Origin of the sequence: Staphylococcus nepalensis, from assembly GCF_002442935.1 — a bacterium.
Taxonomy (GTDB): Bacteria; Bacillota; Bacilli; order Staphylococcales; family Staphylococcaceae; genus Staphylococcus; species Staphylococcus nepalensis.
Map to the genome: position 1 here is coordinate 567,950 of NZ_CP017466.1, position 26,104 is coordinate 594,053.

General features: G+C 33.4%; 22 protein-coding genes. 19 read left to right on the plus strand and 3 right to left on the minus strand.

Annotated features, from left to right (window positions below; all coding sequences use genetic code 11):
* The first annotated feature begins 19 nt into the window (after positions 1 to 19).
* The 3 genes from BJG89_RS02425 (at position 20) to BJG89_RS02435 (ending at position 4,052) form a co-directional block, all read left to right on the plus strand.
* Positions 20 to 1,402 carry an MFS transporter gene (locus BJG89_RS02425; RefSeq protein ID WP_096808376.1) on the plus strand — a complete coding sequence of 461 codons (1,383 nt, stop codon included), beginning with the start codon at positions 20 to 22 and terminating at the stop codon, positions 1,400 to 1,402.
* A gap of 285 nt (positions 1,403 to 1,687) precedes the next feature.
* Positions 1,688 to 2,221, plus strand: coding sequence for a methylated-DNA--[protein]-cysteine S-methyltransferase (locus BJG89_RS02430; protein ID WP_096808377.1), 534 nt, complete (start codon positions 1,688 to 1,690; stop codon positions 2,219 to 2,221).
* 286 nt (positions 2,222 to 2,507) lie between these two features.
* Positions 2,508 to 4,052 carry a BCCT family transporter gene (locus tag BJG89_RS02435; protein ID WP_096808378.1) on the plus strand — a complete coding sequence of 515 codons (1,545 nt, stop codon included), beginning with the start codon at positions 2,508 to 2,510 and terminating at the stop codon, positions 4,050 to 4,052.
* A gap of 466 nt (positions 4,053 to 4,518) precedes the next feature.
* Here the strand turns inward: BJG89_RS02435 and BJG89_RS02440 are convergent, their stop codons facing one another.
* Positions 4,519 to 5,691, minus strand: a complete 1,173-nt coding sequence (locus BJG89_RS02440) for a hydroxymethylglutaryl-CoA synthase (RefSeq protein ID WP_096808379.1) — start codon at positions 5,689 to 5,691, stop codon at positions 4,519 to 4,521.
* A 103-nt stretch (positions 5,692 to 5,794) separates the two neighbouring features.
* Between BJG89_RS02440 and BJG89_RS02445 the strand changes: the two genes are divergently transcribed.
* From BJG89_RS02445 to BJG89_RS02515, 15 genes are all read left to right on the plus strand, one after another.
* Positions 5,795 to 6,949 carry a thiolase family protein gene (locus tag BJG89_RS02445; RefSeq protein WP_096808380.1) on the plus strand — a complete coding sequence of 385 codons (1,155 nt, stop codon included), beginning with the start codon at positions 5,795 to 5,797 and terminating at the stop codon, positions 6,947 to 6,949.
* A complete protein-coding gene (locus BJG89_RS02450) occupies positions 6,949 to 8,232 on the plus strand; it encodes a hydroxymethylglutaryl-CoA reductase, degradative (RefSeq protein ID WP_096808381.1) in 1,284 nt (427 codons plus the stop codon). Before BJG89_RS02445 ends, BJG89_RS02450 begins: the two co-directional genes overlap by 1 nt.
* 182 nt (positions 8,233 to 8,414) lie before the next feature.
* Positions 8,415 to 9,389 carry an SMP-30/gluconolactonase/LRE family protein gene (locus tag BJG89_RS02455; protein WP_096808382.1) on the plus strand — a complete coding sequence of 325 codons (975 nt, stop codon included), beginning with the start codon at positions 8,415 to 8,417 and terminating at the stop codon, positions 9,387 to 9,389.
* A gap of 307 nt (positions 9,390 to 9,696) precedes the next feature.
* Positions 9,697 to 11,157 carry a Na+/H+ antiporter NhaC gene (nhaC, locus tag BJG89_RS02460; protein WP_096808383.1) on the plus strand — a complete coding sequence of 487 codons (1,461 nt, stop codon included), beginning with the start codon at positions 9,697 to 9,699 and terminating at the stop codon, positions 11,155 to 11,157.
* A 330-nt stretch (positions 11,158 to 11,487) separates the two neighbouring features.
* A complete protein-coding gene (cidR, locus tag BJG89_RS02465) occupies positions 11,488 to 12,363 on the plus strand; it encodes a cidABC operon transcriptional activator CidR (protein WP_096808384.1) in 876 nt (291 codons plus the stop codon).
* A gap of 445 nt (positions 12,364 to 12,808) precedes the next feature.
* The gene (locus BJG89_RS02470; protein WP_096808385.1) at positions 12,809 to 13,195 is read left to right on the plus strand and encodes a CidA/LrgA family protein; all 387 of its coding nucleotides are present in this window, start codon (positions 12,809 to 12,811) and stop codon (positions 13,193 to 13,195) included.
* Positions 13,196 to 13,882: an LrgB family protein gene (locus BJG89_RS02475; protein WP_096808386.1), complete on the plus strand. Its 687-nt coding sequence runs from the start codon at positions 13,196 to 13,198 to the stop codon at positions 13,880 to 13,882.
* Between the two features lie 87 nt (positions 13,883 to 13,969).
* Positions 13,970 to 15,712 carry a pyruvate oxidase gene (locus BJG89_RS02480; protein WP_096808387.1) on the plus strand — a complete coding sequence of 581 codons (1,743 nt, stop codon included), beginning with the start codon at positions 13,970 to 13,972 and terminating at the stop codon, positions 15,710 to 15,712.
* 565 nt (positions 15,713 to 16,277) lie between these two features.
* Positions 16,278 to 17,672 (plus strand): YfcC family protein, encoded by a 1,395-nt coding sequence (locus tag BJG89_RS02485; protein ID WP_096808388.1) that lies wholly within the window; start codon positions 16,278 to 16,280, stop codon positions 17,670 to 17,672.
* A 274-nt stretch (positions 17,673 to 17,946) separates the two neighbouring features.
* Positions 17,947 to 18,510 (plus strand): GNAT family N-acetyltransferase, encoded by a 564-nt coding sequence (locus BJG89_RS02490; protein WP_096808389.1) that lies wholly within the window; start codon positions 17,947 to 17,949, stop codon positions 18,508 to 18,510.
* A 138-nt stretch (positions 18,511 to 18,648) separates the two neighbouring features.
* Positions 18,649 to 19,167, plus strand: a complete 519-nt coding sequence (locus BJG89_RS02495; protein WP_096808390.1) for a VOC family protein — start codon at positions 18,649 to 18,651, stop codon at positions 19,165 to 19,167.
* Between the two features lie 26 nt (positions 19,168 to 19,193).
* Positions 19,194 to 20,177, plus strand: coding sequence for a D-cysteine desulfhydrase family protein (locus BJG89_RS02500; RefSeq protein WP_096808391.1), 984 nt, complete (start codon positions 19,194 to 19,196; stop codon positions 20,175 to 20,177).
* Positions 20,178 to 20,296: 119 nt separating this feature from the next.
* Positions 20,297 to 20,626 (plus strand): thioredoxin family protein, encoded by a 330-nt coding sequence (locus BJG89_RS02505; protein WP_096808392.1) that lies wholly within the window; start codon positions 20,297 to 20,299, stop codon positions 20,624 to 20,626.
* A gap of 218 nt (positions 20,627 to 20,844) precedes the next feature.
* Entirely contained in the window at positions 20,845 to 21,360 is a 516-nt protein-coding gene (locus BJG89_RS02510; RefSeq protein WP_096808393.1) for a GNAT family N-acetyltransferase, read from the plus strand.
* A gap of 279 nt (positions 21,361 to 21,639) precedes the next feature.
* Positions 21,640 to 22,608 (plus strand): alpha/beta hydrolase fold domain-containing protein, encoded by a 969-nt coding sequence (locus tag BJG89_RS02515; RefSeq protein WP_096808394.1) that lies wholly within the window; start codon positions 21,640 to 21,642, stop codon positions 22,606 to 22,608.
* 169 nt (positions 22,609 to 22,777) lie between these two features.
* Here the strand turns inward: BJG89_RS02515 and BJG89_RS02520 are convergent, their stop codons facing one another.
* The gene (locus tag BJG89_RS02520; protein ID WP_096808395.1) at positions 22,778 to 23,935 is read right to left on the minus strand and encodes an ArgE/DapE family deacylase; all 1,158 of its coding nucleotides are present in this window, start codon (positions 23,933 to 23,935) and stop codon (positions 22,778 to 22,780) included.
* A 155-nt stretch (positions 23,936 to 24,090) separates the two neighbouring features.
* Positions 24,091 to 24,414, minus strand: coding sequence for a hypothetical protein (locus tag BJG89_RS02525; RefSeq protein ID WP_096808396.1), 324 nt, complete (start codon positions 24,412 to 24,414; stop codon positions 24,091 to 24,093).
* Positions 24,415 to 24,946: 532 nt separating this feature from the next.
* On the opposite strand from BJG89_RS02525, the gene pgsB reads away from it, so the two are divergent.
* Entirely contained in the window at positions 24,947 to 26,104 is a 1,158-nt protein-coding gene (pgsB, locus tag BJG89_RS02530) for a poly-gamma-glutamate synthase PgsB (protein WP_096808397.1), read from the plus strand.

A 26,104-nucleotide genomic window follows, 5' to 3' on the forward strand; every position in this document is an offset into this window, starting at 1 on the left:
AAACATAGGGGATGTTTTTATGACAGTGAAAACGAATAAGGTTTCAGGTAGTAAGTTATTGACTGGTATTGTATTATCTATATTAACTTACTGGCTGTTTGCCCAATCTTTTTTAAATATTGGGCCTAAGATCCAAACGACATTTGATGCGAGCCCAGATATCGTAAACATTTCAGTGAGTTTAACTTCATTTGTTACCGGCGTGTTTATGGTGGTTGCAGGGAATATTTCAGATAAGTTTGGAAAAGTAAGAATGACTAGGATAGCGTTAGTATTAAGTATTATTGGCTCACTTATGCTTATTGTTTCAGGAAACGTTGTACTACTTTTACTCGGTAGGATTGTACAAGGTTTCTCGGCAGCGATTATTATGCCAGCAACAATTTCAATTGTAAATGATTTCTTCGAAGGAGACGATAGGCAGAAAGCATTGAGTTTTTGGTCAATTGGCGCATTTGGTGGCACTGGACTATCGTCATTTTTTGCTGGAGCCATGGCTACATTTATATTTTGGCAATCGATTTTTATATTATCAATTATATTATCGATCGTAGCGTTATTTTTATTGAATAAATTACCAGAAAGTCGTATAAATAAAGCTGAATCTAATCCGTTTGATTATATCGGTTTAGCCATTTTTATTATAATGATTGGCAGTATTAGTTTTGTAATAACCCAAGGTTACAAAATAGGATGGCTTAACGCTATAACAGTGATTTTATTTGTTGTATTTGTAATTTGTATTTACATATTTTTCAAAGTAGAACGTGTCAAAAAAGCGCCATTTATAGATTTAGATTTATTTAAAAATAGACCGTATATTGGCGCAGTCGTAGCTAACTTTTTATTAAATACTGGGGTTGGCGTTATTGCACTATTTAATATGTATGTGCAAGGTGGGTTAAAGCTAACAGCTTTCCAAGCTGGCTTACTGACGTTGCCGTATTTAATTTCATTATTGCTTGTTATACGTTTAGGAGAAAAAAGTATTAAACGATTTGGCGCAAAGCGTGCAATGGTTATTGGACCGATATTTACAGGATTAGGTGTTCTGTTATTCAGCTTAACGTTTTTTGATACGCCTGTTTACGTGGTGATTGCATTAATTGGTGCCGTATTCTTTGGTGGGGGCACAGGATTATTTGCTACACCGGCATTAAGTACAGCAGTATCTACGACGCCTCCTGAAAAAGTTGGCGTTGCATCAGGTATTTTTAAAATGGGTTCTACATTAGGTGGCGCCTTTGGTATTGCGATTATGACTTCTATTTTTACTGGGATCATTGAGAGTGGCCAAAGCGTGCACAGCGCTGCTGGTATTGGTTTTATTGTGGGTACTTGTCTAGTATTATGCGGCGTGCTAACAAGTGCGATTGTAATACCAACACGGAAAATAAACTAAATATGGCTAACGTATAATTACCAGCTGTTTCTGGAATATAAACAAAAGATCCAGTTTTATATAAACGACATATGAAAGCATGCGTTAGGTATATGTTTATACCAGCTTTTAACTACCCAAATCATTTTGGTTAGGGGCGAGATAGAGATTTAATTCTTTTAATTAGATTTCTATCTCGCTTTATTTAATTTTTTACGTTATAAAACTAAATTACATTTCATAATTTTACATAGAAAATTAAAAGGATTATGATTAATATAAATATATACGAGAAAGGGGGGTTCTATGCAATACAAAACATATTATGAATCGCCAATCGGTCAAATAGCAATTACTTCAGATGGAGAGGCGATTACAGGTTTATGGTTGCCCAAGCATAACGATTTTGAATTAAATTATAATGAACCTTTAACAGAAGCAAAATTGCCCATATTTACAAAAGCAATTACATGGCTTGATGCATATTTCGCAGGAAATAATCCCAAAATTGATTTTGAATTAAAAGCTACAGGGACGGAATTTAGAGAACAAGTTTGGGAGATTTTATTAGACATTCCATATGGCGTAACAGTGACTTATGGCGATATTGCGAAAAAAATAGCAATTAAAAGAAATAAACAAAAAATGTCTTCACAAGCAGTTGGCGGTGCTGTCGGTACCAATCCAATTTCTATAATGATCCCTTGCCATAGAGTAGTTGGTAAAGATGGCAGTCTTACAGGTTATGGAGGCGGCATCGATACGAAAATTGAGCTATTACAACTTGAACAAGTCAATATGAAGCCACTTTATAGACCCAAACATAGCACTAAGCCATAAATGACGCACAAAATAGCGTAGCTTTCTATGCTCAGAACAATTAAGTATAAAACATAGAAATATGAAAGTTAGATTATTGTATATATATGCAATTTCATCAGTGTCGAGCTAGCGTAACTAGATGTTAAGATAAAGCCAAAGCTAGAAATGCTATTCACTTTCATTTTTTATTTAAAAAATTATATTTTTAAAAAATAAAAAATTATTTTAGCACCAAGTTGCTTATTAATCTCATTGTGTTATCCTAAAAAACGTCTTTCCTATTTATACTAGAGGGGTGGAAAATTTGGAAAATACAAGAAAATCATTTTCTAGTGTGTTTATTTATTCAGCACTAGTAGTTGGTATATTAGTAATAATTGGTGCTATTTTTCCAGCTAAATTTGGAGAAATTACAGGTGTTATATCTACTTGGGTAACGAAAACATTTGGTTGGTATTATATGTTGTTATACACAGTGATTTTAGGTTTCTGTGTGTTTTTGTTGTTTAGCCCGATTGGGAAGTTGAAATTAGGTAAACCAACAGACAAACCAGAATTTCATACAGTGTCTTGGTTAGCAATGTTGTTTAGCGCTGGTATGGGTATCGGTCTCGTATTCTATGGTTCATCTGAACCGATATCACACTTTCTATCTCCACCGACTGCAGATCCAGAAACAAAGGAAGCAATGGCACAAGCCTTTAGGTCATCATTTATTGACTATGGCTTTCACCCGTGGGCAGTCTATGGCGTAGTTGCGTTAGGTTTAGCATATTCACAATTTCGTAAAGGAGAAAATGGATTAATTTCAAGGACATTAAGACCAGTGCTTGGAGATAGAGTAGATGGTCCCATCGGTGTTATTGTTGATGTGTTAGCTGTATTTGCCACGATCATAGGGGTAGCAGTTTCTTTAGGTGTTGGCGCAATACAAATAAACGGTGGCTTGAATTATTTGTTCGGTGTGCCGAATAACGCTGTAGTTCAAGGTATTATTATCGCTGTAGTTACAGTATTATTTTTATATAGTGCCTGGAGCGGCTTGAGTAAAGGCATTCAATATTTAAGTAATTTAAATATGTTTTTAGCAGCATTATTACTTATTGTTATTTTTATCGTAGGTCCTACAGTACTTATATTAAATATGATGACCAGTGGCACGGGGGATTATCTCAATTCACTTATTTTTAATAGTCTAGATGTCGCACCGTTAAATGAGCAAAAAGCGGAGTGGCTCCAAAGCTGGACAATTTATTATTGGGGCTGGTGGATGAGTTGGAGTCCATTCGTTGGTATTTTTATCGCGAGAATCTCAAAAGGGCGTAGTATTCGTGAATTTGTGATTGCAGTTTTAGGTGTGCCAGTAGTGGTTAGTATTATCTGGTTTAGTGCATTCGGTATGACTGGTATAGATACTGGCCAATCTCATAATGAAATATTTAAAATGCCGCCCGAGACGCAATTGTTTGGTATTTTTAATGAATTACCGTTCGGTTTTATTCTATCAATTATCGCACTAGCCTTAATTGCTTCATTTTTTATTACATCTGCGGATTCAGCAACTTTTGTGTTAGGCATGCAAACAGCCTATGGCACATTAAATCCTTCAGGTTTTATAAAAATTGTATGGGGCGTTGCATTGGCAGCTATTGCTTACGTACTCTTACTTGCTGGTGGAGATACTGGGTTAGACGCATTACAATCTGCAGCCATTATCTCTGCTTTACCTTTCAGTTTTGTAGTGATATTAATGATGATATCTTTATACAAAGATGGTAATAAAGAACGTAAACATTTAGGCTTATCTTTACAACCAAAAAGACATATCCAAAGCCAAGATCGTGATTAAATAATTACTAAGAATTGGATAGGTATAGCTCAGTTACATTAGAAAAAAGGATGGTTTTTACTAAAAATAACGTAAAAACCATCCTTTTTAATATTTTTATATAGAAATATTGTGATATTAATCATTTTAGATATTTCAGTGTACTTGTTCATTTCTAAAACTTTCAACAGAGATAAATATATTACTAAAATATAAAATAATTGAGAGACTATATTCATACATGTTTAAATTTAGGTTATGAGCGTGATGGTCATATTTAGCGTTAAATTTAAAGGATAGGAAAACGGTATCTAGGCAAGTATATAGATTGATAAGCGACAAATGTTAAATATAATAATGCACCTTTATTTTTAAAAATAAAGGTGCATTTTACTTAATCTTAGAAATGATATTCTAGACTATTTTGTTATATATTTATATTTTCGGTTAATGAGGAAGAATGAGATAAGATTAAGTGATTTGAATTCTAATTTAAGGTATTATAATTACGGATATGATTATGAATGCTTTCAAGGTAGAATATACCTTTTGATTCATTTGCTAATTCAACCTCGTGATTAAACTCAAGATTATCGAAACGTTTAAAGAACGCTTCGTACGTATCAACAGAGATTTCTGTACGATGGTTTAATAAATTTTTATGGCCTTCGATGTCAAGTGCATCTCGATAGCCTTCCACTATTTTACCACTGAAGAATTCACCAACTGAGCCTGATCCATAGCTGAATAAGCCAATTGTATCCCCAGCATTGAGTTCATGATGCGTTTCTAGTAATGAAATTAAACTTAGATATAATGAACCAGTATAGATATTACCAACATAACGATTGTAATAAGTCGCTGCATCATACCCTGATGTTAATCGTTCTTTGGTTTGTTCATCGATATCATCTGTTAAAATTGAATCAAGTGCTTTTTTACCCATTTTTGTAAAAGGCACGTGGAAACACAAGGATTTAAAATAATCTAGTGAAATATGATGTCTACGCGCATACTCATTCCAACTTTCTTGGAATGAATGAATATAAGCATCTTTTGATAACGCGCCGTCTACAAGTGGGTATGATTGACCACTTGGGCGCCAGAAATCATATACATCTTCAGTAAATGCTACAGCATCATCATTTAGTTCAAGAATGCGTGGATTTTGTGTTATCATCATAGCAACTGCGCCTGCACCTTGAGTTGGCTCGCCACCAGATTCTAAACCATAACGTGCAGTATCACTAGCAATGACTAAAACTTTTTCATCAGGGCGGTTTGCTAAGTAATCTTTTGCGAGTTGAATAGCAGGTGTTGCAGCATAGCATGCTTCTTTCATTTCAATACAACGCGCAAAAGGTTGAATACCTAATAGATTATGTATTTGAACTGCTGAAGCCTTAGCAGAATCGATAGCAGATTCAGTTGCAACAATAACCATGCTGATTTGTTTCTTATCATCTTCTGTAATAATATCTTTGGCAGCATTTGCACCCATAGATACAATATCTTGACTCATAGGACTCACTGCCATTTCATTTTGGCCAATACCAATAAGGAATTTATTTGGATCAACTTGTCGAGATTCAGCAAGTTTAGCCATGTCTACATAAAAACTTGGAACATAAAAATTGATTTGATCAATACCAACTGTCATAAAGCATAACGACACCTTTCTTTATATAAATAAGCAACTGTATCATACCAAATGATACGTATAAAATACAATAATTTATAACACGTGATAAAGGAGACGAACAATGAAAAAAATAGCAATTGTAAGTGCCAAACGTACACCAATCGGGAGATTTAGAGGGAAATTAAGCAATTATACCGCAGTAGAATTAGGCACAAAAACACTGGAGGCTGCTATGTCAGCAATTAATATTAAACCAGAAATGATAGAGCAAGTGATTTATGGCAATGTATTGCAAAGTGGGAGTGGTCAAAATCCTGCCCGTCAAATAGCAATCCATTCTGGTGTTCCAAATACAACTCCAGCTATGACAATTAATGAAGTGTGTGGGTCTGGCTTGAAATCTATTATTTTAGGAAAGCAATTAATCCAATTAGGTGAAGCTAAAGTAATAGCTGTAGGTGGCGTAGAAAGCATGACAAACGCGCCTAAGTTAGTACTTAATGAAGACGAAGCCCCTGTAGATAGTTTTATGCACGATGGCCTTACTGATGCATTTTTAAACGTACCTATGGGTATTACAGCCGAAAAAATTGCTGAAAAGTACAATGTATCACGTGAAGCACAAGACCATTTTGCTAATGAATCTCAACAAAAAGCACAACAAGCGTCAGCAGCAGGTAAATTTAATAATGAAATCGTTCCGTTAGAAGATGTAAATGGAGAAATGATGACTACGGATGAAGGTATTCGCGGAAATAGTAGCGTTGAGAAATTAAGTACATTAAAAACGATATTTAAAGAAGATGGTACCGTAACAGGTGGTAATGCGTCTAGTATTAACGATGGCGCATCAACTATCATTTTAATGGATGCTGACTATGCGAAACAAGAAGGCTATGATATTTTAGCTATAGTTGGTGCGCATGCTGAAATCGGGTGTGATCCTGAGTATATGGGCTATGCGCCATATCATGCTGTGACAAAATTATTAGATAAAACAGATAAAGTCATTGATGACTTTGATGTAGTAGAAATGACAGAAGCTTTCGCATCGCAAAGTATTCCTGTAAGAGACCATTTAGGTATATCTGAGGATAAGTTAAATTTATATGGTGGGGCGATTGCATTAGGTCATCCTATTGGTGCAAGCGGTACTCGCTTAGTCACAACTTTAGTTAATATTTTAGCTCAAGAAGATAAACAATCGGGCGTAGCAACTGCCTGTATCGGTGGCGGTTTAGGCATTGCAATCCAAATTGAAAAGGAGAATAACTAATGGATCCATTAGGCAAGACATTTCGTCATTTGTCCAGAACAGAAAAGTTAGAGGAATTAGTAATTAAAGGATGGTTATCTGAAGAAAATAAAAGTGTGTTACTCAATAACCCTTTAATTTCAGAAGAGGTTGCGAATAGTCTTATAGAAAATGTCATTGGTCAAGGGACATTACCTGTAGGTTTATTACCTGAAATCAAAGTAGACGATAAATCATATGTTGTGCCAATGATGGTCGAAGAACCTTCAGTAGTTGCAGCAGCCAGTTATGGTGCAAAGCTTGTAAATCAAACTGGGGGCTTTAAAGTTGTTTCTAGTGAGCGTTTAATGATTGGGCAAATTGTATTTGATGGTGTGTTAGATACTGCAGTTTTAGAACAACGTCTTCAACAACTTGAACCACAAATGAAACGTATTGCGGATGAAGTATATCCTTCAATAATTGAGCGTGGCGGTGGTTTTCGTAAAATTGAAATAGATACATTCCCCGAGGAAGGCTTATTGTCATTAAAAGTTTACGTAGATACAAAAGATGCAATGGGCGCAAATATGTTGAATACCATTTTAGAAGGGATAACAGCATATTTAAAAAATGAATTAGAACATGTTGATATATTGATGAGCATTTTATCTAATCATGCAACTGCATCTGTCGTTAAAGTACAGGGAGAAATCACAGTTGATGCATTGTCAAAAGGTGGGCGTGATGGTCAAGATGTAGCCAAAAGAATGGAACGTGCATCTGTATTGGCTCAAGTTGATATTCACCGTGCAGCCACACATAATAAAGGTGTGATGAATGGCATTCACGCTGTAGTGTTGGCGACAGGTAATGATACTCGTGGGGCTGAAGCCACAGCGCATGCATATGCAAGTAAAGACGGTCAATATCGTGGCCTAGCTACGTGGCATTATAATGAAGAAAAACAAGTGCTTGTAGGGACAATTGAAGTGCCTATGACATTGGCTACTGTAGGCGGTGGCACCAAAGTATTACCAATCGCAAAAGCGTCTTTAGAATTAATGAAGGTTGATTCTGCGCAAGAATTAGGTCACGTCGTTGCTGCCGTGGGGTTAGCACAAAATTTTGCGGCATGTCGTGCATTGGTTTCTGAAGGTATTCAACAAGGCCATATGAGTTTACAATATAAATCATTAGCAATTGTAGTAGGTGCGCAAGGTGAAGAAATTGCTCAAGTAGCAGAACGCTTAAAAACACAAGATCGTGCAAATATAGCCGTTGCACAACAATTGTTAGAAGAATTAAGATTGCAAAAACAATAATATTAAAATAACCCCTGAATGATTTTGATGTGTGCCCCAAAAGTTGGACTGAAAATCTAACTTTTAGGGGCTTTTTGCATATAAGTAAATTAGATAGTAAATTTTAAAGTAATTGATTTATTTGAAACTTTGTATACCATATAATTAAAATATGAAGAAATTAAAAAAAGGGGAAATGATTAATGATAAATAATAAATTACCTTCATTATTATATACGGGGAACGCTAAAAGTGAGGTGCCTATCCTTGCTCATGAACAAGGGATACAAACTATTACGGCAGAACCATGGTTAGAAATTTCTGATAAGGGATTACAACTCGAAGGACTCTGCTTTGACAGAAATGGAGACTTGATACTTTGCGAAGTTTTTGGGGGAACTATTTTTCATGTAGCCCTGCCTGATAAAAAAATAACTCGATTATTAAAGTCACATAAAGAAAATCCAGCAGCCGTTAAAACACATAAAGATGGACGTTTATTTGTCTGTTATTTAGGTGATTTTGATTGTTCAGGTGGTATTTACGCTGTTGATGCAAATGGCAATAAGATTCAAGAAATTGTATCAGATATTGAAACAGAATATTGTGTGGACGATTTAGTATTTGATCGTAAAGGCGGGTTTTATTTTACGGATTTCAGAGGTTATTCTACAAATCCTAAAGGTGGCGTGTATTATGTTTCACCAGACTTTCAATCTATTACACCTGTTATACAAAACTTAGCGGTTGCCAATGGTGTAGCACTTAGTACGGATGAAAAAACATTGTGGGTAACAGAAACGAATACGAACCGATTACATCGTATTGATTTATTAGAAGACGGTGTGACCATCGCACCATTTGGAGCGTCTATACCTTATCATTTCACAGGGTATGAAGGTCCTGATTCGTGTTGTATAGATAGTGATGATAATTTATATGTTGCAATGTATGGTCAAGGAAGAGTGCTAGTATTTAATAAGAGAGGTTATCCAATAGGGCAAATATTGATTCCAGGAAGGGATCAAGGTCATATGCTTCGTTCAACGCACCCTGCATTTATTCCAGGAACAGATCAACTGATTATTTGTTCAAATGATATTGAAAATGATGGTGGCTCTTGGATTTATACAGTAAAAGGATTCGCTAAAGGACACCATAGCTACCAATTTCATTAAACACAATCAAACTTTAAAATATTTACCTGTAATGAGCAGTCATTTGATATTGCTTAGTTACAGGTTTTTTTATTTTAAAAAATTTTCAAAAAAAGTAAATTTTAATATATAAGACAACGTCAGTTTGTGGTAGTACTTTAGGGGATCAGGTAAGAATAGATGCAATAAATAAGTACGTTGTAATTAAAAAATTTCATGGTATTTTGATGTAATAGTAAAATATTTAAGGTAAAATTTATGAAAAAGTTATAAATACACGATTGAAAGCGTATTCATTTTTAAGTATGATATTAATTAACAAAGGGAGGTGTTCGTTATTTTTACGCGAAAAAATAAGAATGACGAAGATAACGTAAATACGAAGAAGCCATTAGATGTGACATCTGCAGTAATTACCTTATCAATTATGATTATTACTATGTTATTTACAGTGGCTGTATTAGAAAAAGAACCTCATATTCCATTAATGATAGGAACTGCAGTCGCAATTATAATGACAATGATGCATGGCTATGAATTTCGTGAAGTAGAAGAAATGATGTATAAAGGCATACGGCATGCGTTACCAGCTATTGTAATCATTATACTTGTAGGTTTAGTAATTGGTTCATGGATTGGCAGTGGTGTTGTGGCAACAATGATTTATTATGGTTTACAATTAATAGATCCACGTTATTTTTTAGCAGTTGTGGTCATTTTATGTAGTGTTGTCGCATTAGCTATTGGCAGTAGCTGGTCCACAATGGCAACTGTTGGTGTTGCGTCAATGGGCATCGGTATTAGCATGGGCATTTCTCCAGGCATGGTTGCTGGCGCAGTTATTTGTGGTGCTTATTTTGGTGATAAAATGAGTCCACTGTCTGATACAACAAATCTTGCTTCAGGTTTATCAGGCGTTGAATTATTCGAGCATATTAAGCATATGTTTTACACGACGATACCAGCTGTAATCATTGCGTTAATCGCTTTTTTCTTTATGGGTATGCAATATGGCAATAAAAACTTTGATACAAAAAGAATTGATGCAATCCTTAACACAATGCAAGATAACTTTGTCATAACACCTTGGTTATTATTAATACCTTTAATAGTCATCGTCCTAGTCATATTTAAAGTGCCAGCGATACCCGCCATTTGTGTTGGTATTATATTTGGTTTCTTTGCTCAAATATTTGTACAAGGTGGATCGATAACAGAAGCATTAACAGCTTTACAAACAGGTTATACGATCGAATCAGGAAACAAACTTGTAGATGAACTATTTAATCGTGGTGGATTAGAATCGATGTTTTATACTATCTCACTGACTTTAGTAGCGATGACTTTTGGTGGTGTGCTCGAATACTCAGGCATGCTATCAGCATTGATTTCACTGATTTTAAGAGTAGCGCAAACTACTGGTTCATTAATTGCATCTGTCATTATATCTTGTATTGGGACTAACTTTACGTGCTCAGAACAATACATATCTATTATTGTACCGTCAAGAATGTACGCTAATGCTTTTAAAGAAAAGAATTTACATCCTAAAAACCTATCGAGGGCACTCGAAGATGGTGGCACGTTAACGTCCGTATTTGTACCCTGGAATACGTGTGGTGTGTTTATAGCATCAACACTAGGCGTATCTGTAATGGAATACGCACCGTTTGCGATTGTTAATTATACGGTACCAATTATTTCAGTTATCTTTGGTTATGTTGGCTTTAAAATAATTAAATTAAAAGAAATAGATAAAGAAGACTCAGATAATGCAAACTTGGCTTAAAACTTAACATGATAAGCTAAGATGTGGTTGAGTATTAGAAGCGTATCGTTAATTACAAAAAATTCAAGGTAAATCAAAAAAGGTGATTGTTATTTTTATTTCAATAGTAGAAACTAGACATTTATAGTTTAATGATGAAGCTTAAAACGATAAATAACAGTAATGAACGCCATAACAAATGATTTATTGTGTTAACCTAAGTTATCTACAATGATAACTTAGCACGTCAATTTCTTTTTATGATATCTGTGAATTAAAAAGATTGAAAAATTAGAATTTAGCCGTATACTAGAATGTACAAATTGAAGTTAGGTATAGAGGAGCACGCATATGGATATTAAGCATATGAAATATTTTGTTGAGGTTGTAAACCAGCATGGTATGACGAACGCTTCTAAATCTTTATATATTGCACAACCAACGATTAGTAAAGCGATTAAAGATATAGAAAAAGAATTAAATATGCCGTTATTTGATCGAAGTAATCGTCAACTTGTGCTAACGGATGCTGGAATGGTTTTTTATCAAAAATGTAAAGAAATATTAGCGCTATATAAAGATTTACCTAGAGAAATCAATAGTTTAGTTGGCTTAGAAACAGGACATATTAGCATCGGTTTATCTGCTGTCATGAATATGAATAAATTTATTCATATATTAGGTGAGTTCCATCAACAATATCCTAATGTCACTTATAATTTAGTTGAAAATGGTGGCAAAATGATTGAGCATCAACTGATTAATGATGAAATAGATATTGGTATTACAACGTTGCCAGTCGACCAATCTATTTTTCATTCGTTGCCTTTATATCAAGAAGAGTTAAAATTGGTTTTGAATCAAGAGCATCATTTAGCTAATTACCAGAAAGTGAAAATGGCCATGCTAAAAGATGAAGATTTTATACTATTTAATGAAGATTTCTATTTAAACGATAAAATAATTGAAGCAGCAAAAAATGCTGGTTATATCCCTAATACAGTATCAAAGATTTCACAATGGAACTTTATTGAAAACTTGTTAAACGCACATTTAGGTGTGAGTATTTTACCTGAAAATATTGTGAATTTATTGGATAGTAATTTTAAAAATATAACACTTGAAGATCCTGGCATGCGCTGGGAATTAGGTGTGATTTGGAAGAGGGACAAATATTTAAGTTATGCAACTAGGCAATGGATAGATTTTATGAAACAACGACTATAATATATAGACAAGCGAGAAACCAAACAAGCCGCTTTATTAAAGTAGATATTTTGTTGCATGAAAAAGGTATATACAAATGAGGTTAATCATTACTGAATGATTATAGCGTTTTTTACAGTAATTTATTTAACTTGTGGGAGTCGGAACGGGAATCCAATTAAAGCTATTTGGTCCCGTGCTGCTCCCGTTATTTTTTAGATATAAGCATTCATTTATAAATAGTTCATAACGTAAATAATTGTGATAGATATGGCTATTTCTAGATAAAGTATAGACTTACATAATATGTAAAAACGTTTCCATAGATAAAAGTAATAGCTAGTATAAAAAAACAATATTTTTATTATAAATTGTGGCGCGTTATACTAATAATGTAATCAATAAAATAGTTATATATAAAAGTACGAAATGAATAAAACAATAAAGGAACAAAGGATGATGAGTATTGCAGGTAGCATTAAAGATAGTCAAAATTATGTTTCAAGCGTTAATTATTATGGGTATTACTTTTATTGGTAATAAGATTCAAATGATTTTCCATATTCCAATTGCAGGTAGTATTGTTGGATTGATTTTATATTTTTTGTTACTTCAATTTAAAATAATCCCAACAAAATGGGTAGAAGAAGGTTCTAAATTTTTCTTAGCAACAATGGTATTTTTCTTTGTCCCATCTGTAGTAGGTGTTATGGATGTTGCGTCTATGATTAATCTCAATTTTATTTTATTCTTTATTATGATTGTAATAGGCACGTGTTGCGTTGCTTTAATCTCAGGGTACATTGCTGAAAAAATGGTTAAAACTGAGCAATACGGGAATGGTCAAAATTAGATGACATTTCTAAAAGCAATAATAATGATTGTATTAACAGTTTGTATGTACGTTGGAGCAAAAAAATTACAGTTTAAATATAGAAGCCCATTTTTAAATCCAGCACTAGTGTCATCCATTGGGATTATTATTGTACTATTAATATTTAATATAGATTATCAGCAATATATGATTGGCGGTAAATGGATTCACTATTTATTAAATTGTACAGTGGTCGCTTTGGCATATCCGCTGTATCAAAACCGTCATAAAATATTAGCTAATGGAAAAATCATATTTAGTAGCGTTATTGCAGCTGTGATATTGAACTTCGTATTTGTATACGTCATTTTGAAAACATTTGGCTATTCAAAAGAAGTCATTGTTACGATGCTACCAAGATCAATTACGGCGGCAGTTGGTATTCAAGTATCACATCAAATGGGAGGTGTGGATGCAATTGCTGTGTTGTTTATTATAGCTACTGGTTTAATAGGTAGTATTCTAGGCGCGTATTTGATTAAATTTGGAAGGTTTAAAACATCAATTGCCAAGGGGTTAACATTTGGCAACGCATCGCATGCATTTGGTACAGCACAAGCGCTTGATATTGATTTAGAAGCAGGTGCTTTTAGTTCAATTGGTATGATTTTGACAGCGTTATTGAGTTCAATTGTACTGCCTATACTCATGATCTTTTTATACTAAGTATAAACCTAGCAATGATTAAAAATATTAACTATTTTATGTAATGAAAAATTAAATCGCTAAAATTCGGAAGGAGCAATTTTTACAATGGCAAAAATTAAAGCAAATGAGGCATTAGTAAAAGCATTACAAGCATGGGATATAGATCACTTATATGGTATTCCTGGTGATTCAATAGATGCAGTAGTGGATAGATTAAGAACAGAAAGAAATAATATAGAATTTATTAATGTGCGTCATGAAGAAGTTGCTAGTTTAGCTGCTGCAGGGTATACAAAATTAACAGGTAAAATCGGTGTTGCACTCAGTATTGGTGGCCCAGGGGTGATTCACTTATTAAATGGTATGTATGATGCAAAAATGGATAACGTGCCGCAATTAATTCTAGCAGGGCAAACAGATAGTACAGCATTAGGCACAAAAGCATTCCAAGAAACGAATATTAATAAAATGGTTGATGACGTAGCTGTGTATAAACACCAAGTATCTGAAGATGATAAAGATATATTTGGTATTGTAAATGAAGCAATCCGTACAGCTTATGAGAAAAAAGGTGTAGCCGTTTTAATCTTGCCTAATAATTTATTAACACGTAAAGTAAAAGATACTACAGACCAAAAAGTAGACACTGCACCACCTGCACGCGTAGCGCCTAAACCACGCAGTATTAAAAAAGCGGCTAAGTTAATTAATAAAAGTAAAAAACCAGTTGTGCTACTTGGTACTGGTGCAAAACATGCCAAAGATGAAGTACGTGAATTTATAGAAGCATTCAAAATACCAACAATCTTAACGTTACCAGCGAAAACGATTCTGCCAGATGCACACCCTTATAATTTAGGTAACCTAGGTAAAATTGGTACTAAAACTTCATATCAAGCAATTCAAAACGCAGATTTATTAATCATGGTAGGTACTAACTATCCGTATTTAGATTATCTACCTAAGAAAAACATCAAAGCTATACAAATTGATACAAATCCAGAAAATATAGGACATCGTTTTGATATAAATGTGGGTATTCTAGGTGATAGTAAACTCGCATTACAACAATTAACTGATTCAGCTAAACATGTAGCCAACCGCGATTTCTTAAATAAAATATTAGAAAGAAAAGCTACATGGGACGCTTGGATGGCTGAAGACATGGCTAATGACAGCAAACCAATTAGACCAGAACGTTTAATGGGTGCAATTAATAAAGTTAGAACTGATGATGCTATATTTGCTATAGATGTTGGAACAGCGACTGTATGGTCTACGCGTTATCTAAACTTAACAGTAAATAATAAATTTATTATCTCAAGTTGGTTAGGTACAATGGGCTGTGCTTTACCTACAGCATTAGCAGCAAAACGTGAATATCCAAATCGTCAAGTTGTTGGTATTATTGGTGATGGTGCGTTTGATATGGTTATGCAAGATTTTGCTACCGCAGTGCAATATGATTTACCAATGACATTATTTGTATTAAACAACGAACAACTTTCATTCATTAAATATGAACAACAAGCTGCAGGTGAATTAGAATACGCCATTGACTTCACTGATATTGATTTAGAAAAATTTGCTGAAAGCTTTGGTGGCGTAGGATACACACTTAAAGATCCAAACAGAATTGATGAAGTTGTCGAATCAGCTATGGCTGAAGATAGACCAACAATTGTTAATGTTTATGTAGATGAAACCGCAGCACCATTACCAGGTAAAATTGTAAATGAAGAAGCAATGAATTATGGTAAATGGGCATTTAGATCTATTACAGAAGATAAAAAATTAGACTTAGATGAATTACCTCCAATTTCTACAGCTGTTAAACGTTTCTTCTAAATAAGTAGATAATGTAGACAGAGTGGCAGAGACAATATATTATGCTCAATGACTTCGCGTCTTGTTAAAATCTCAAAGTATAAACGTTGAAGTGGTTATAAAACAATTAGAGACCCAACTGGGTCTCTTTTTTATATCAAAGATATTTAAGTTAAGAGTGATACATGAATCAAGTTCATACATAAGTGTGGTAAACGTTAAAAGAATTATGAGCTTTAGCTCATGTAAAGCGCATGCGTAAGTGCTCCCAAAGCAATAACTAAAAGCGTAACGCTTTAGAATTAATTTTTTATTTACATTTTTAGTCTAGTTGTCTACTGCTTATATAGTATTAGGAGCAAGACATCATAAGATATTTTGGTTCCTTTTATTATTGATTTATTTTATAAGTTAGTTTGTTCTATGAAATAAGGATATAATTTGAAAATTGATTGAAAATTCAGCTTAATACCTATAAAGTATAATATTATAGATATAAGTAATTATATTGAAATGATGGATTCATTCGTTGAAGTTTGGGTTAATTTTTCAAATATATGAAACGCCAAGTGAGGGGTAATTTGAGATGTTCAAATCTTTATTTAAAAATTTAAAATTTAAAACACCACATACATATGGACTATTACTATTCATTATAGTAGTAGCAAGTTTACTTACATATATCATACCGGCAGGAGAATATGCACGCGAAAAAAAAGATGGACAAACGCTTGTTGTATCAGGCTCATATCAAGAAGTATCACAGCAAGGTGTCTCATTTTTTGATATTTTTCGTGCGATACCAGAAGGGCTAATCAGCGGTGGCGAAATTGTATTTTACATTTTTTTAGTCGGCGGTGCGTTTGGTATTGTACATAAAACAGGCGCCTTTGAAAATGGTGTGAACAAAGCTATGAATGTATTAGGTTCATACAAAGCGTTAATGATTCCATTGACGATGACAATATTTTCAATATTAGGATTTTCTATCGGATTAGCAGAAGAAACAATCATATTCGTACCTATTGGTATTATTATTGCTAGAACTTTAGGTTACGATGCGATGACCGGCGCAGCAATGGTTATATTAGGCGCCTCCAGTGGCTTTATAGGAGGCATGCTAAATCCTTTTACAGTGGGCGTAGCTCAATCTGTTGCGGAATTAACTTTATTCTCAGGTTGGGGTTTGCGTTCTGTTATTTATGTTTTTATTTTGTTAGCAGCTGTTACAACTGTTATGTTATATGCGCGTAAAGTTAAGCATGATTCAAGCAAAAGTATTGTGTATGAATTAGAGCAAACTGAAAGCCAGTCAGGAAAAGCAATAGAAACGCCTCGCTTTACGAAGCGTCAAGGCATAGGATTGTTACTTATTGTTGCAGCGATAGTGTTAAATGTATATGGCATTTTCACTTATGGTTGGTCGTTTAATGAAATGAGCGCAAACTTCTTATTGGCAGGCTTACTTGCAGGCGTAATAGGCGGTTTAGGTATTAATGGCACGTTTGAAGCGATGATAGAAGGTATGAAGGATATTCTATTTGGCGCGATGATTGTCGGCTTTGCTAAAGGTATTATTTATATTTTAGAAAATGGTCACATTATCGATACGATTGTACACGGGATGACCACGTTACTTGCTGATGTTCCTTCGTCAATGGTTATTATCACTATGTTTGTTTTACAATTCTTTTTAAACTTCTTTATTCCATCCGGTTCAGGACAAGCATTAACGACTATGCCATTAATGGTACCTATCTCTGATTTACTGAATATCAATAGACAAATCACGGTACTTGCCTTTCAATATGGAGACGCGATTAGCAATGTATTATTCCCGACATCTGCCATCTTGATGGGTGCATTAGCGGTAGGGAAAATAACTTATACACAATGGCTTAAATTTGCTTGGAAGTTAATTGTTGTTTGGGTAGTTATTTGCTGTATCGGCATGTCTATTGCATTAATGATTGGTTATTAAATGTAACATATCCAATGATAACTTATTAGAAACAAATTATAGGCGAACACGTTGTTAAAAGTTAAATGATATAAATAAAAGATTTTATTTGTAAATCAATTTATGACTTTCATAATAGCATTAAGTCAATCTTATGCGGAGCGGCAATTGGAAATCAACGATTTTTGATTTCTAAGTCGCTCTTATTTTTTAAGTTATCAATCATTAAAAAGTTGAAATATTCAGAAATTACAAATATGATAATAAATAAGACGTTATTAAAGAAGGTGAATCTATGCATTACAGACCATCTATAACAATTTTGCCGAAAGTCACACTAGTACCACCGGATCTTCAAATGGCGAAAGCGTTATTTCAAACAATACAAGAAAACTTTTCACATTTATCTAGATTTTTAGATTTTATAACGGAAGACATGACAGTAGATGAAGAAAAATCATATTTAAAAATGATGATTCAACATCAAGCTGAACAAAAAGGACAACTATTTTTAATTTATTACGAAGATACACTCATTGGTACAATTGATTTACATAAAATAGATACTAAAAATAGTAAAGCAGAAGTTGGTTACTGGATTGCTAAAGGTTATACTGGTAAACGAATCACTACAGCAAGCGTTAAATTTATTTGTGGTTATGCATTTCACCACCTAGGGTTAAATAAACTAACAATTGTTGCTGACGTTAGAAATTTGGCAAGTAATAAAGTAGCCAGAAACGCCGGATTTCATTTTGTCGCGACGGATGTTCAAGATATATATGACGGCAAACATTACCGAGATATGAATCGGTATAGGTTATTGAAAGATGATTTTGATTTATCTCAAGATCACTAAAATCATATATATTTATGAAAGATATTTTAAATCGCTATCATTGTTGGTTATATAAGGTTGTTTTTAAATAAGTAATCTTTATATTAAATGACATATGAAAATGAAGTAAGCAGCAATGTATAAAGGAGGCTTTAAGTTTTGATAACAAGAGGAATTAACCATATTGGTTTAACTGTTCCAGATATTGAAAAGGCAACGTCTTTCTTTAAAGAAGCTTTAGATGGTCAAGTTGCTTATGACAGCCAAACTAGGATGGATGATCCTAGAGGTGGAGACTTTGTTGAACACGTCTTAGGACTAGAACATGGAGCCAAAATTATTAAAAAAAGAATGATGGTGTTTAATCATGGCCCGAATATAGAGATGTTTGAATTTGTGCGTGCAACACAAAACAACGCAGATACGTTACAAGATATTGGCTTTACGCACATCTCATTTTATGTAGATGATTTTGAATCGGCATTTAGAAGCATAAAGCAAGCTGGTGGTCAACCATTATCAAAACCGCATAGTAATACGAAGTACGAAGATACTGAAGATAACCGCACAGTATATGTTAGAGCACCATGGGGAAGTTTAATCGAGTTACAGACGATACCTAACGGTTATTATTATCCATCAGATAGCGAATCAACAGTATTTATACCAAGACCATGAATAATGTAGATAAAGGAGGAAATGATATGTTACAAAGAAAATTAAACGTGGCCAATTTAAGTACACCTATTCAAAAATTAGAAACATTAAGCCAAACATTAGGTAAAGATATATATATTAAAAGAGACGATTATACTGGAACTGAAATATCAGGTAATAAAGTGAGAAAGCTAGAATATACCATACAATACGTGTTAGATAATGGTTATGATACGATTATTACTACGGGCGCCATTACCTCTAATCATGCTAGAGCAACAGCAGCTTTGTGCGCTAAATACAATATTGAATGTCATCTTGTTTTAAGAGGAGCGCTAAAAGCATTTGAAGGGAATTTATTCTTAGATGCTATGTTAGGTGCGCATATACATGTGATTGATGAACATCAGTCTCGGGAAAAAGCAATGGAACGATTAAGTAAAGATTTAGAAAGTGAAAATAAAACGCCTTTTATAGTACCAAGCGGTGCATCAGATTGGATTGGCGCTCATGGCTATATCAATGCTTTTGAAGAAATTGTAAAGCAAGCAGATGAATTAAATGTTCAATTTGATTCTATCAATCTAGCTGTCGGTTCTGGGGGCACATATGCAGGTTTGTGGTATGGAAAGTATATACATAATTTATCAACTCAAATTATTGGATATGCTGTCAATGAGAGTGCGTCTATTTTCAAAAATAAGGTGATTGAAATCATTAATGAATTAGATGATGATATAAAAACATTTGATACGCTATCGATTAATGATCAATACATCGGATTAGGATACGCTCAAGCAACAGATGAAGAGTTACAATTTTATATTGATATCGCACAACAAGAAGGTGTTGTGTTAGATCCAACATATACTGGAAAAGCATTTCGTGGTTTAGTAGAAGAAATCAAACAAGGAAAGTATGACGGTCAAAAAGCGATTTTATTTATTCATACAGGTGGTCTACAAGGTTACACTGAAGAAACTAGAGCACGTATCCAACATTTACTCCCGACTTTTAATAAAGATTTATAAACGACTGGAAAGATAGTTGATTGAAATATGCCATCTGCAGTTTAGAGCATAAATATTGCTAATTCTAGTGCATATGATTCATAATATAAAACACTTTATATTTAAGGAGGGTATTCTAAATGACTCAAATATTAACTTCAATTGATGAATACCAATCATTTATTGAGCAAAATCCACTCGCAGTAGTCCACGTAATGAGAGATAATTGCAGTGTTTGTCATGCAGTTTTGCCCCAAATAGAAGATTTAGTACGTGGATTTCCTGGCGTGCCATTAGGTGTAATTAATCAAAGCAAAGTAGAAGCAATAGCAGGTGAATTATCTATTTTCACTGTACCGGTAGATTTGATTTTTTTAAATGGTAAAGAAATGCATCGTCAAGGCAGATTTATTGATATGCAACAAATAGAACATCAATTAACAATGATGTACGAAAGTTTAAAAACATAAGACTATAAAGTAAATAAATATGCACGTAACGCACTTAGACATCCTGTTATTCGCTTACTATTGTAAAAGTAATAATGGGATGTTTCAATTTATGCTAAAACTATTGAGTGAAAATGAATAGTTCGAAATAAAAACGGATTAAATTAAATTATAAGTGTCATCTATAATAAAAATATTGTATGATAAGATTAATCTATAGAGTCAAAGGGGGAGTATTTATGCGCATAGAAAGAATTTGCCCAGATGAAGCAGAAGCGCTGTATACTTGTATGAAAAAGATTGATCAAGAAACACAATATATGCTCTATTTACCGGATGAAAGAAGTTTTAATAAAGAAAAATTAATAGAAGATATTAAGCAAAATTTTTATATCGGTGTAAAAACAGAAACAAATGACATTGTTGGCTATTTATCAGTGCACATTAGTAGATTAGCTAAAATAAAACACATAGGTTATATCTTAACGGGTGTAATTAATGAAATGCATCATCAAGGTTTGGCGACTAAGATGTTTCAAGAAACGATAAAATGGGCAGAACGTAAAGGGTTAAGACGGTTAGAGTTAACTGTAATAACAACGAACACGCCAGCAGTAAAATTTTATGAAAAATTGGGTTTTAAAATTGAAGGCATTAAACACGAATCTATTTTTATGGATGATCATTATTATGATGAATTATATATGTCCATGATGATTAACCAAGCATCTTTATTAGATTCAACTATAGGATGAAACTGCGTCATGATAAATGTGGTTTTGTATGTAGAGCATTTATAACTCGTGTATTTCATACATACTAATATAATTTAGGATAAACACTTTACTAAAAAATAAAGTGATTTATAAATAGGATGCATTAAATTTTTACTGGCAGCAGATAGCAAATTTGAAATCTATTTATATCCGTTTTTTCTAGTTATGAATACCAAGTAAAGCGATGCATGTCATTGTTATTATGAAATAAAACTTCTGTCTTGCTCTCAGATAATGATATATTGGAGGTCATATGAGATGTTAAAAAAAATAGCTACTATTACAAGTATGGGTGTGGCTACTTCATATTTGTACGCTGAAATTGTAGAAAAACGTAGTTATAAAAGTTTTTTATATGAAATGCTACTTAGAGTTACGAAGATGAAGCGTGCATTTGAAAAGGCAACATACGCACAAGAAGCACTTGAGGCAGTTAAGCATCAAACTCAAGGTAAATATGAAGGAACAGATTATCATTTTGAAAATACAGTTTATACAAAAATGATACAAAATGTCACAACTTATGTGGTAAATGATAAAGAAGATAATCGACAAAGATCATTAATCTATGTTCATGGCGGCGCTTGGTTCCAAAATCCACTTAAATACCATTTTGAATATATAGATAAACTCGCTACGGCTTTTAATGCTAAAGTCATCATGCCTATCTATCCAAAAATACCGCATGCCACATATAAAGAAACATTTGAATTATTAGAAGCTATATATCGAAACGAATTGGAACAAAAAGTGAATGCACAAAAACTTACTATTATAGGTGATTCTGCAGGCGGTCAAATAGCATTATCATTTGCGCAGTATTTAAAAACGGTTAACTTAACACAACCAAGTGATATTGTGCTGATTTCACCTGTATTAGACGGCACTTTAAGCCATCCTGAAGCACGTGTGTATGAAAAGATTGATCCAATGCTAGGAATTGAGGGGAGTAAATATTTAATTAATTTGTGGGCTGATAAATTACCTTTAACAGATTGGAGAGTTTCACCAATTTACGGAGATTTCAATGGTCTAGGGCGCATTACGATTTCCATTGGAACGAAAGAGACACTTTATCCCGATGCTGTAAAATTATCTCAAATGTTAAATGAACAAGGTATTCAGCATTCTTTTATTCCTGGATATCAGTTGTTTCACATTCACCCTATTTTTCCTATTCCTGAAAGAGAACAATTGATTCATAAATTAAAAGAAATTATAGATTAAATTTTAAACTTTGTTTTACAGCGATGAAATTACAATTGAATCATTAAAGTTATAAAGTAAAGAGCGAAGATATGCAATCAAATAGTGGTTGCGTATCTTCGCTCTTTTTATATTGAGACTGATATAAAAAATCATGGCTTGGCCTTAAAAAGGGTATAAGCATGTTGAATTATTTTGAACCGTTTAAATAAGCTGGGAAGAAGTCCGTAAATAGATCAACGAATGTTAAATATGCTTCTTTGTCTACATGCTCATCTACTTGGTGAGCCTGACTGACAGTACCTGGACCATACATAATAAATGAAAAGTTTTCGTCTTTATCTACTAATAGATCTGAGGCATCCGTCACACCAGGCGAAGCTTCTGTTGGTAATGTTGTATTGAGATATTTTTCACCCATTTCAACAGCAAGTGCTATTAATTTATTTTGGCCTGTAGTGTAAACAGGGGGTCTAGACATATAAGTGTCAATTTCAATATCAGTTTCTTCAGTAGCAACTTGTTTTAAGATTTCATTGAAATAAGAAATAAATTGATCGTTATCATGTTCAGGAATGGTACGGATATTAAATTCGGATGTTGCGTGTTCGGGAATGGAGTTCACTTGATTGCCTCCATTGAAAATCGTTGCATTCATAATCGCATTACCTAATAAGTCATTATTTTTATTAAACTTGTTAAACCCTTCATCTGCTTTGTAAACAAATTTAACAAGTGGTGAAATAGCGTTAAAACCGAGTTGTGGCATAGAACTATGTGAAGCTTTACCATGAGAAGTGACACGAATATCCATTGATCCTTTATGAGCATAAATAATTCTATCTTGGGAAGGTTCAGCAATGACTAATGCATCCACGTCTTTCATATAACCTTTATCATGAAATGCTTTTGCGCCTTCTCCAACAATCTCTTCACCAGCAGTTGCAAGTAAGCGTATTTTTCCATGTGTTAATAAACCTTGGTCGTGAATATCAATCATGCTGAGTACTAACGCGGCTAAGCCTGATTTCATATCAGCTGAGCCACGACCATAAAGTTTGCCGTCTACTTCTGTAAGTTTGAATGGATCGTATGTCCATTTGTTTTCATCGCCAGCAGATACAACATCCATATGGCCAGATATACCAAGCACGGGTGCGCCTTCACCAATTTCAGCCACTAGGTTAGCGCGACTATCACTTATTTTAATAATTTCAGATTTAATACCATGCTCTGATAATAAATTCTGTAGATATTTACATACTTCCATTTCATTGTCATTAACTGATTTAATACTTACTAAATCTTCTAAGATTTGAATTTTTTCTTGTTTAGTAAATTTACTCATCATAAAACCCCTTTTCCAAAATTAATAAAACATCTATCGCTTTTATTATATCTGAAAAATCAGACACTTTGAAATTAGACACATTTGAAAAAGGCATCTTTATAGGAATTTTGAACGTATTGTTAAAAATATATGCCGAGTGATTTTATTAAAAATTAAACATGGTTTTTAGAGGATGCGTTATCTAAAGACCATGTTTTTATAGTATCGAATTGATTAGTTGTAGGTTGATTCATGTGTTGAGACTGCCAATTTTTAGGAATAGAGCGATTTTGTTGTGTAGATGATTTTGTAGATTGCGATGCGTTATTTGTTTCATTCACGTTTTCAATATGTCTTGTGTTATCTGTATCAAGCACTGCGCCGCGCATATCATTACCTTGAAAACTTCCTACTAAAATCATAATTAAATAACTACAACATAAAAGTGCAACGACAATAAGATACAGTGAGACAGTTAACTTTACTGGCTTGCTCATATCCATCCTCCTAAACAACCTATGATTACTTTCAACTTCAAGATAACATTTGAATTTTAATACTATGTAAATTTCAAGTAAATATTGTATTTATTTCTTTTAAGAGTGAATACTTGTTGTTAAAAATTTTTATAAAATTTTTCATTCAAATTTATTTTTTAATGAAAGTGTGCAATCATTGTTATAAAAGGAATTGTTATTGCATTAAATATAACTTTTTATAAAATGTAGATAGTGTTTCATATTTAATCTATAGATATCTTATAGACTTTATATTAAATCAATGTTATAAAAGGAACTGTTGTTATATTAAATATAATTTTATAAAAGAGTTTATTGGGAGATTAAATATAATTTTACATTTAATTAACAGATATTTTATAGACTTAATATGAGATCAATAACTAGATGATATTATGTCATTATTGAAAGGTTATAACACATTGAACCATTTCTTTTAATTAAAGTTTTCAAATAGCTTGATGACTTTAGTACACGACTGAAAATATGAGCAGGAAAAGAGGGACAAAGTTTGCTACTAATCATAATTTGTGTAGGCGTCATTCTTTGGTTAGGCATCGTTGAAAAACGAAGACATTCTGACAGATTAGCAAAGATTCCTATACGTATCAATATTAATGGCATCAGAGGTAAATCAACAATCACCCGCTTGATTTACAGTATTTTACGGGAAGATAAGTACCGTGTGATTGGTAAAACAACTGGTACAGACGCGCGTATGATGTACTGGTTTACGCCTAGAGAATATCCTGTATACAGGAAACCTCAAGGAGCAAATATTGGTGAGCAACGAGATATCGTAAGAAAAGTTGTGAAACAAAATGCGAATGCATTAGTAAATGAATGTATGGCTGTCAACCCTGATTATCAAATTATATTTCAAAAAGATTTGGTGAAGGCTAATATTGGCGTCATTGTAAATGTTATGGAAGATCATATGGATGTGCTTGGACCAACATTAGATGAAGTTGCTCAAGCATTTACCGCTACGATCCCTTATAAAGGGCATTTGATAGTTATGAAAGATGACTACACCCCCTTTTTTGCAAAAGTTGCCAAAAGACGTAAGACAAAGTTAATCGTTGTTGATAAGGATGAAGTACCAGAATCCTATCTGAGAAAATTTGAGTACATTGTCTTTCCAGATAATGTGGCTATTGCAATGGGTGTGGCAGAAGCCTTAGGTATTGATCGTGATACGGCGCTAAGAGGTATGCTTAACGCTCCGCCAGATGTTGGCGCGGTTGAAGTAAAATACTTTAATGCAAATGAAACTACAAACGTATACGTCAATGCTTTTGCAGCCAATGAACCACAGTCTACTAAAGCAATTTTAAATAAGGTAGAATCTTACAATTACCCGTACCAAAAAATTGTGATTGTCTTAAATTGTCGTGCTGACAGAGTAGATCGAACACGACAATTTGCTGAAGACTTTGTAAAAGATGTACCGTTCGATACATTAATTTGTACTGGAAAGAGCACACAAATGGTCACTGAAGTGATGCATGATTTGCCTGACAAAAAATATTTAAATTTTGAAGGCAAAAGTATAAAAGAAGTTGAACATGCGCTTTACACAGAATCTAAAAACGCATTGATATTTTGTGTAGGTAATATTCACGGACCAGGTAAACAAATAGCGCAATATATAGAAGGGATAAATTAA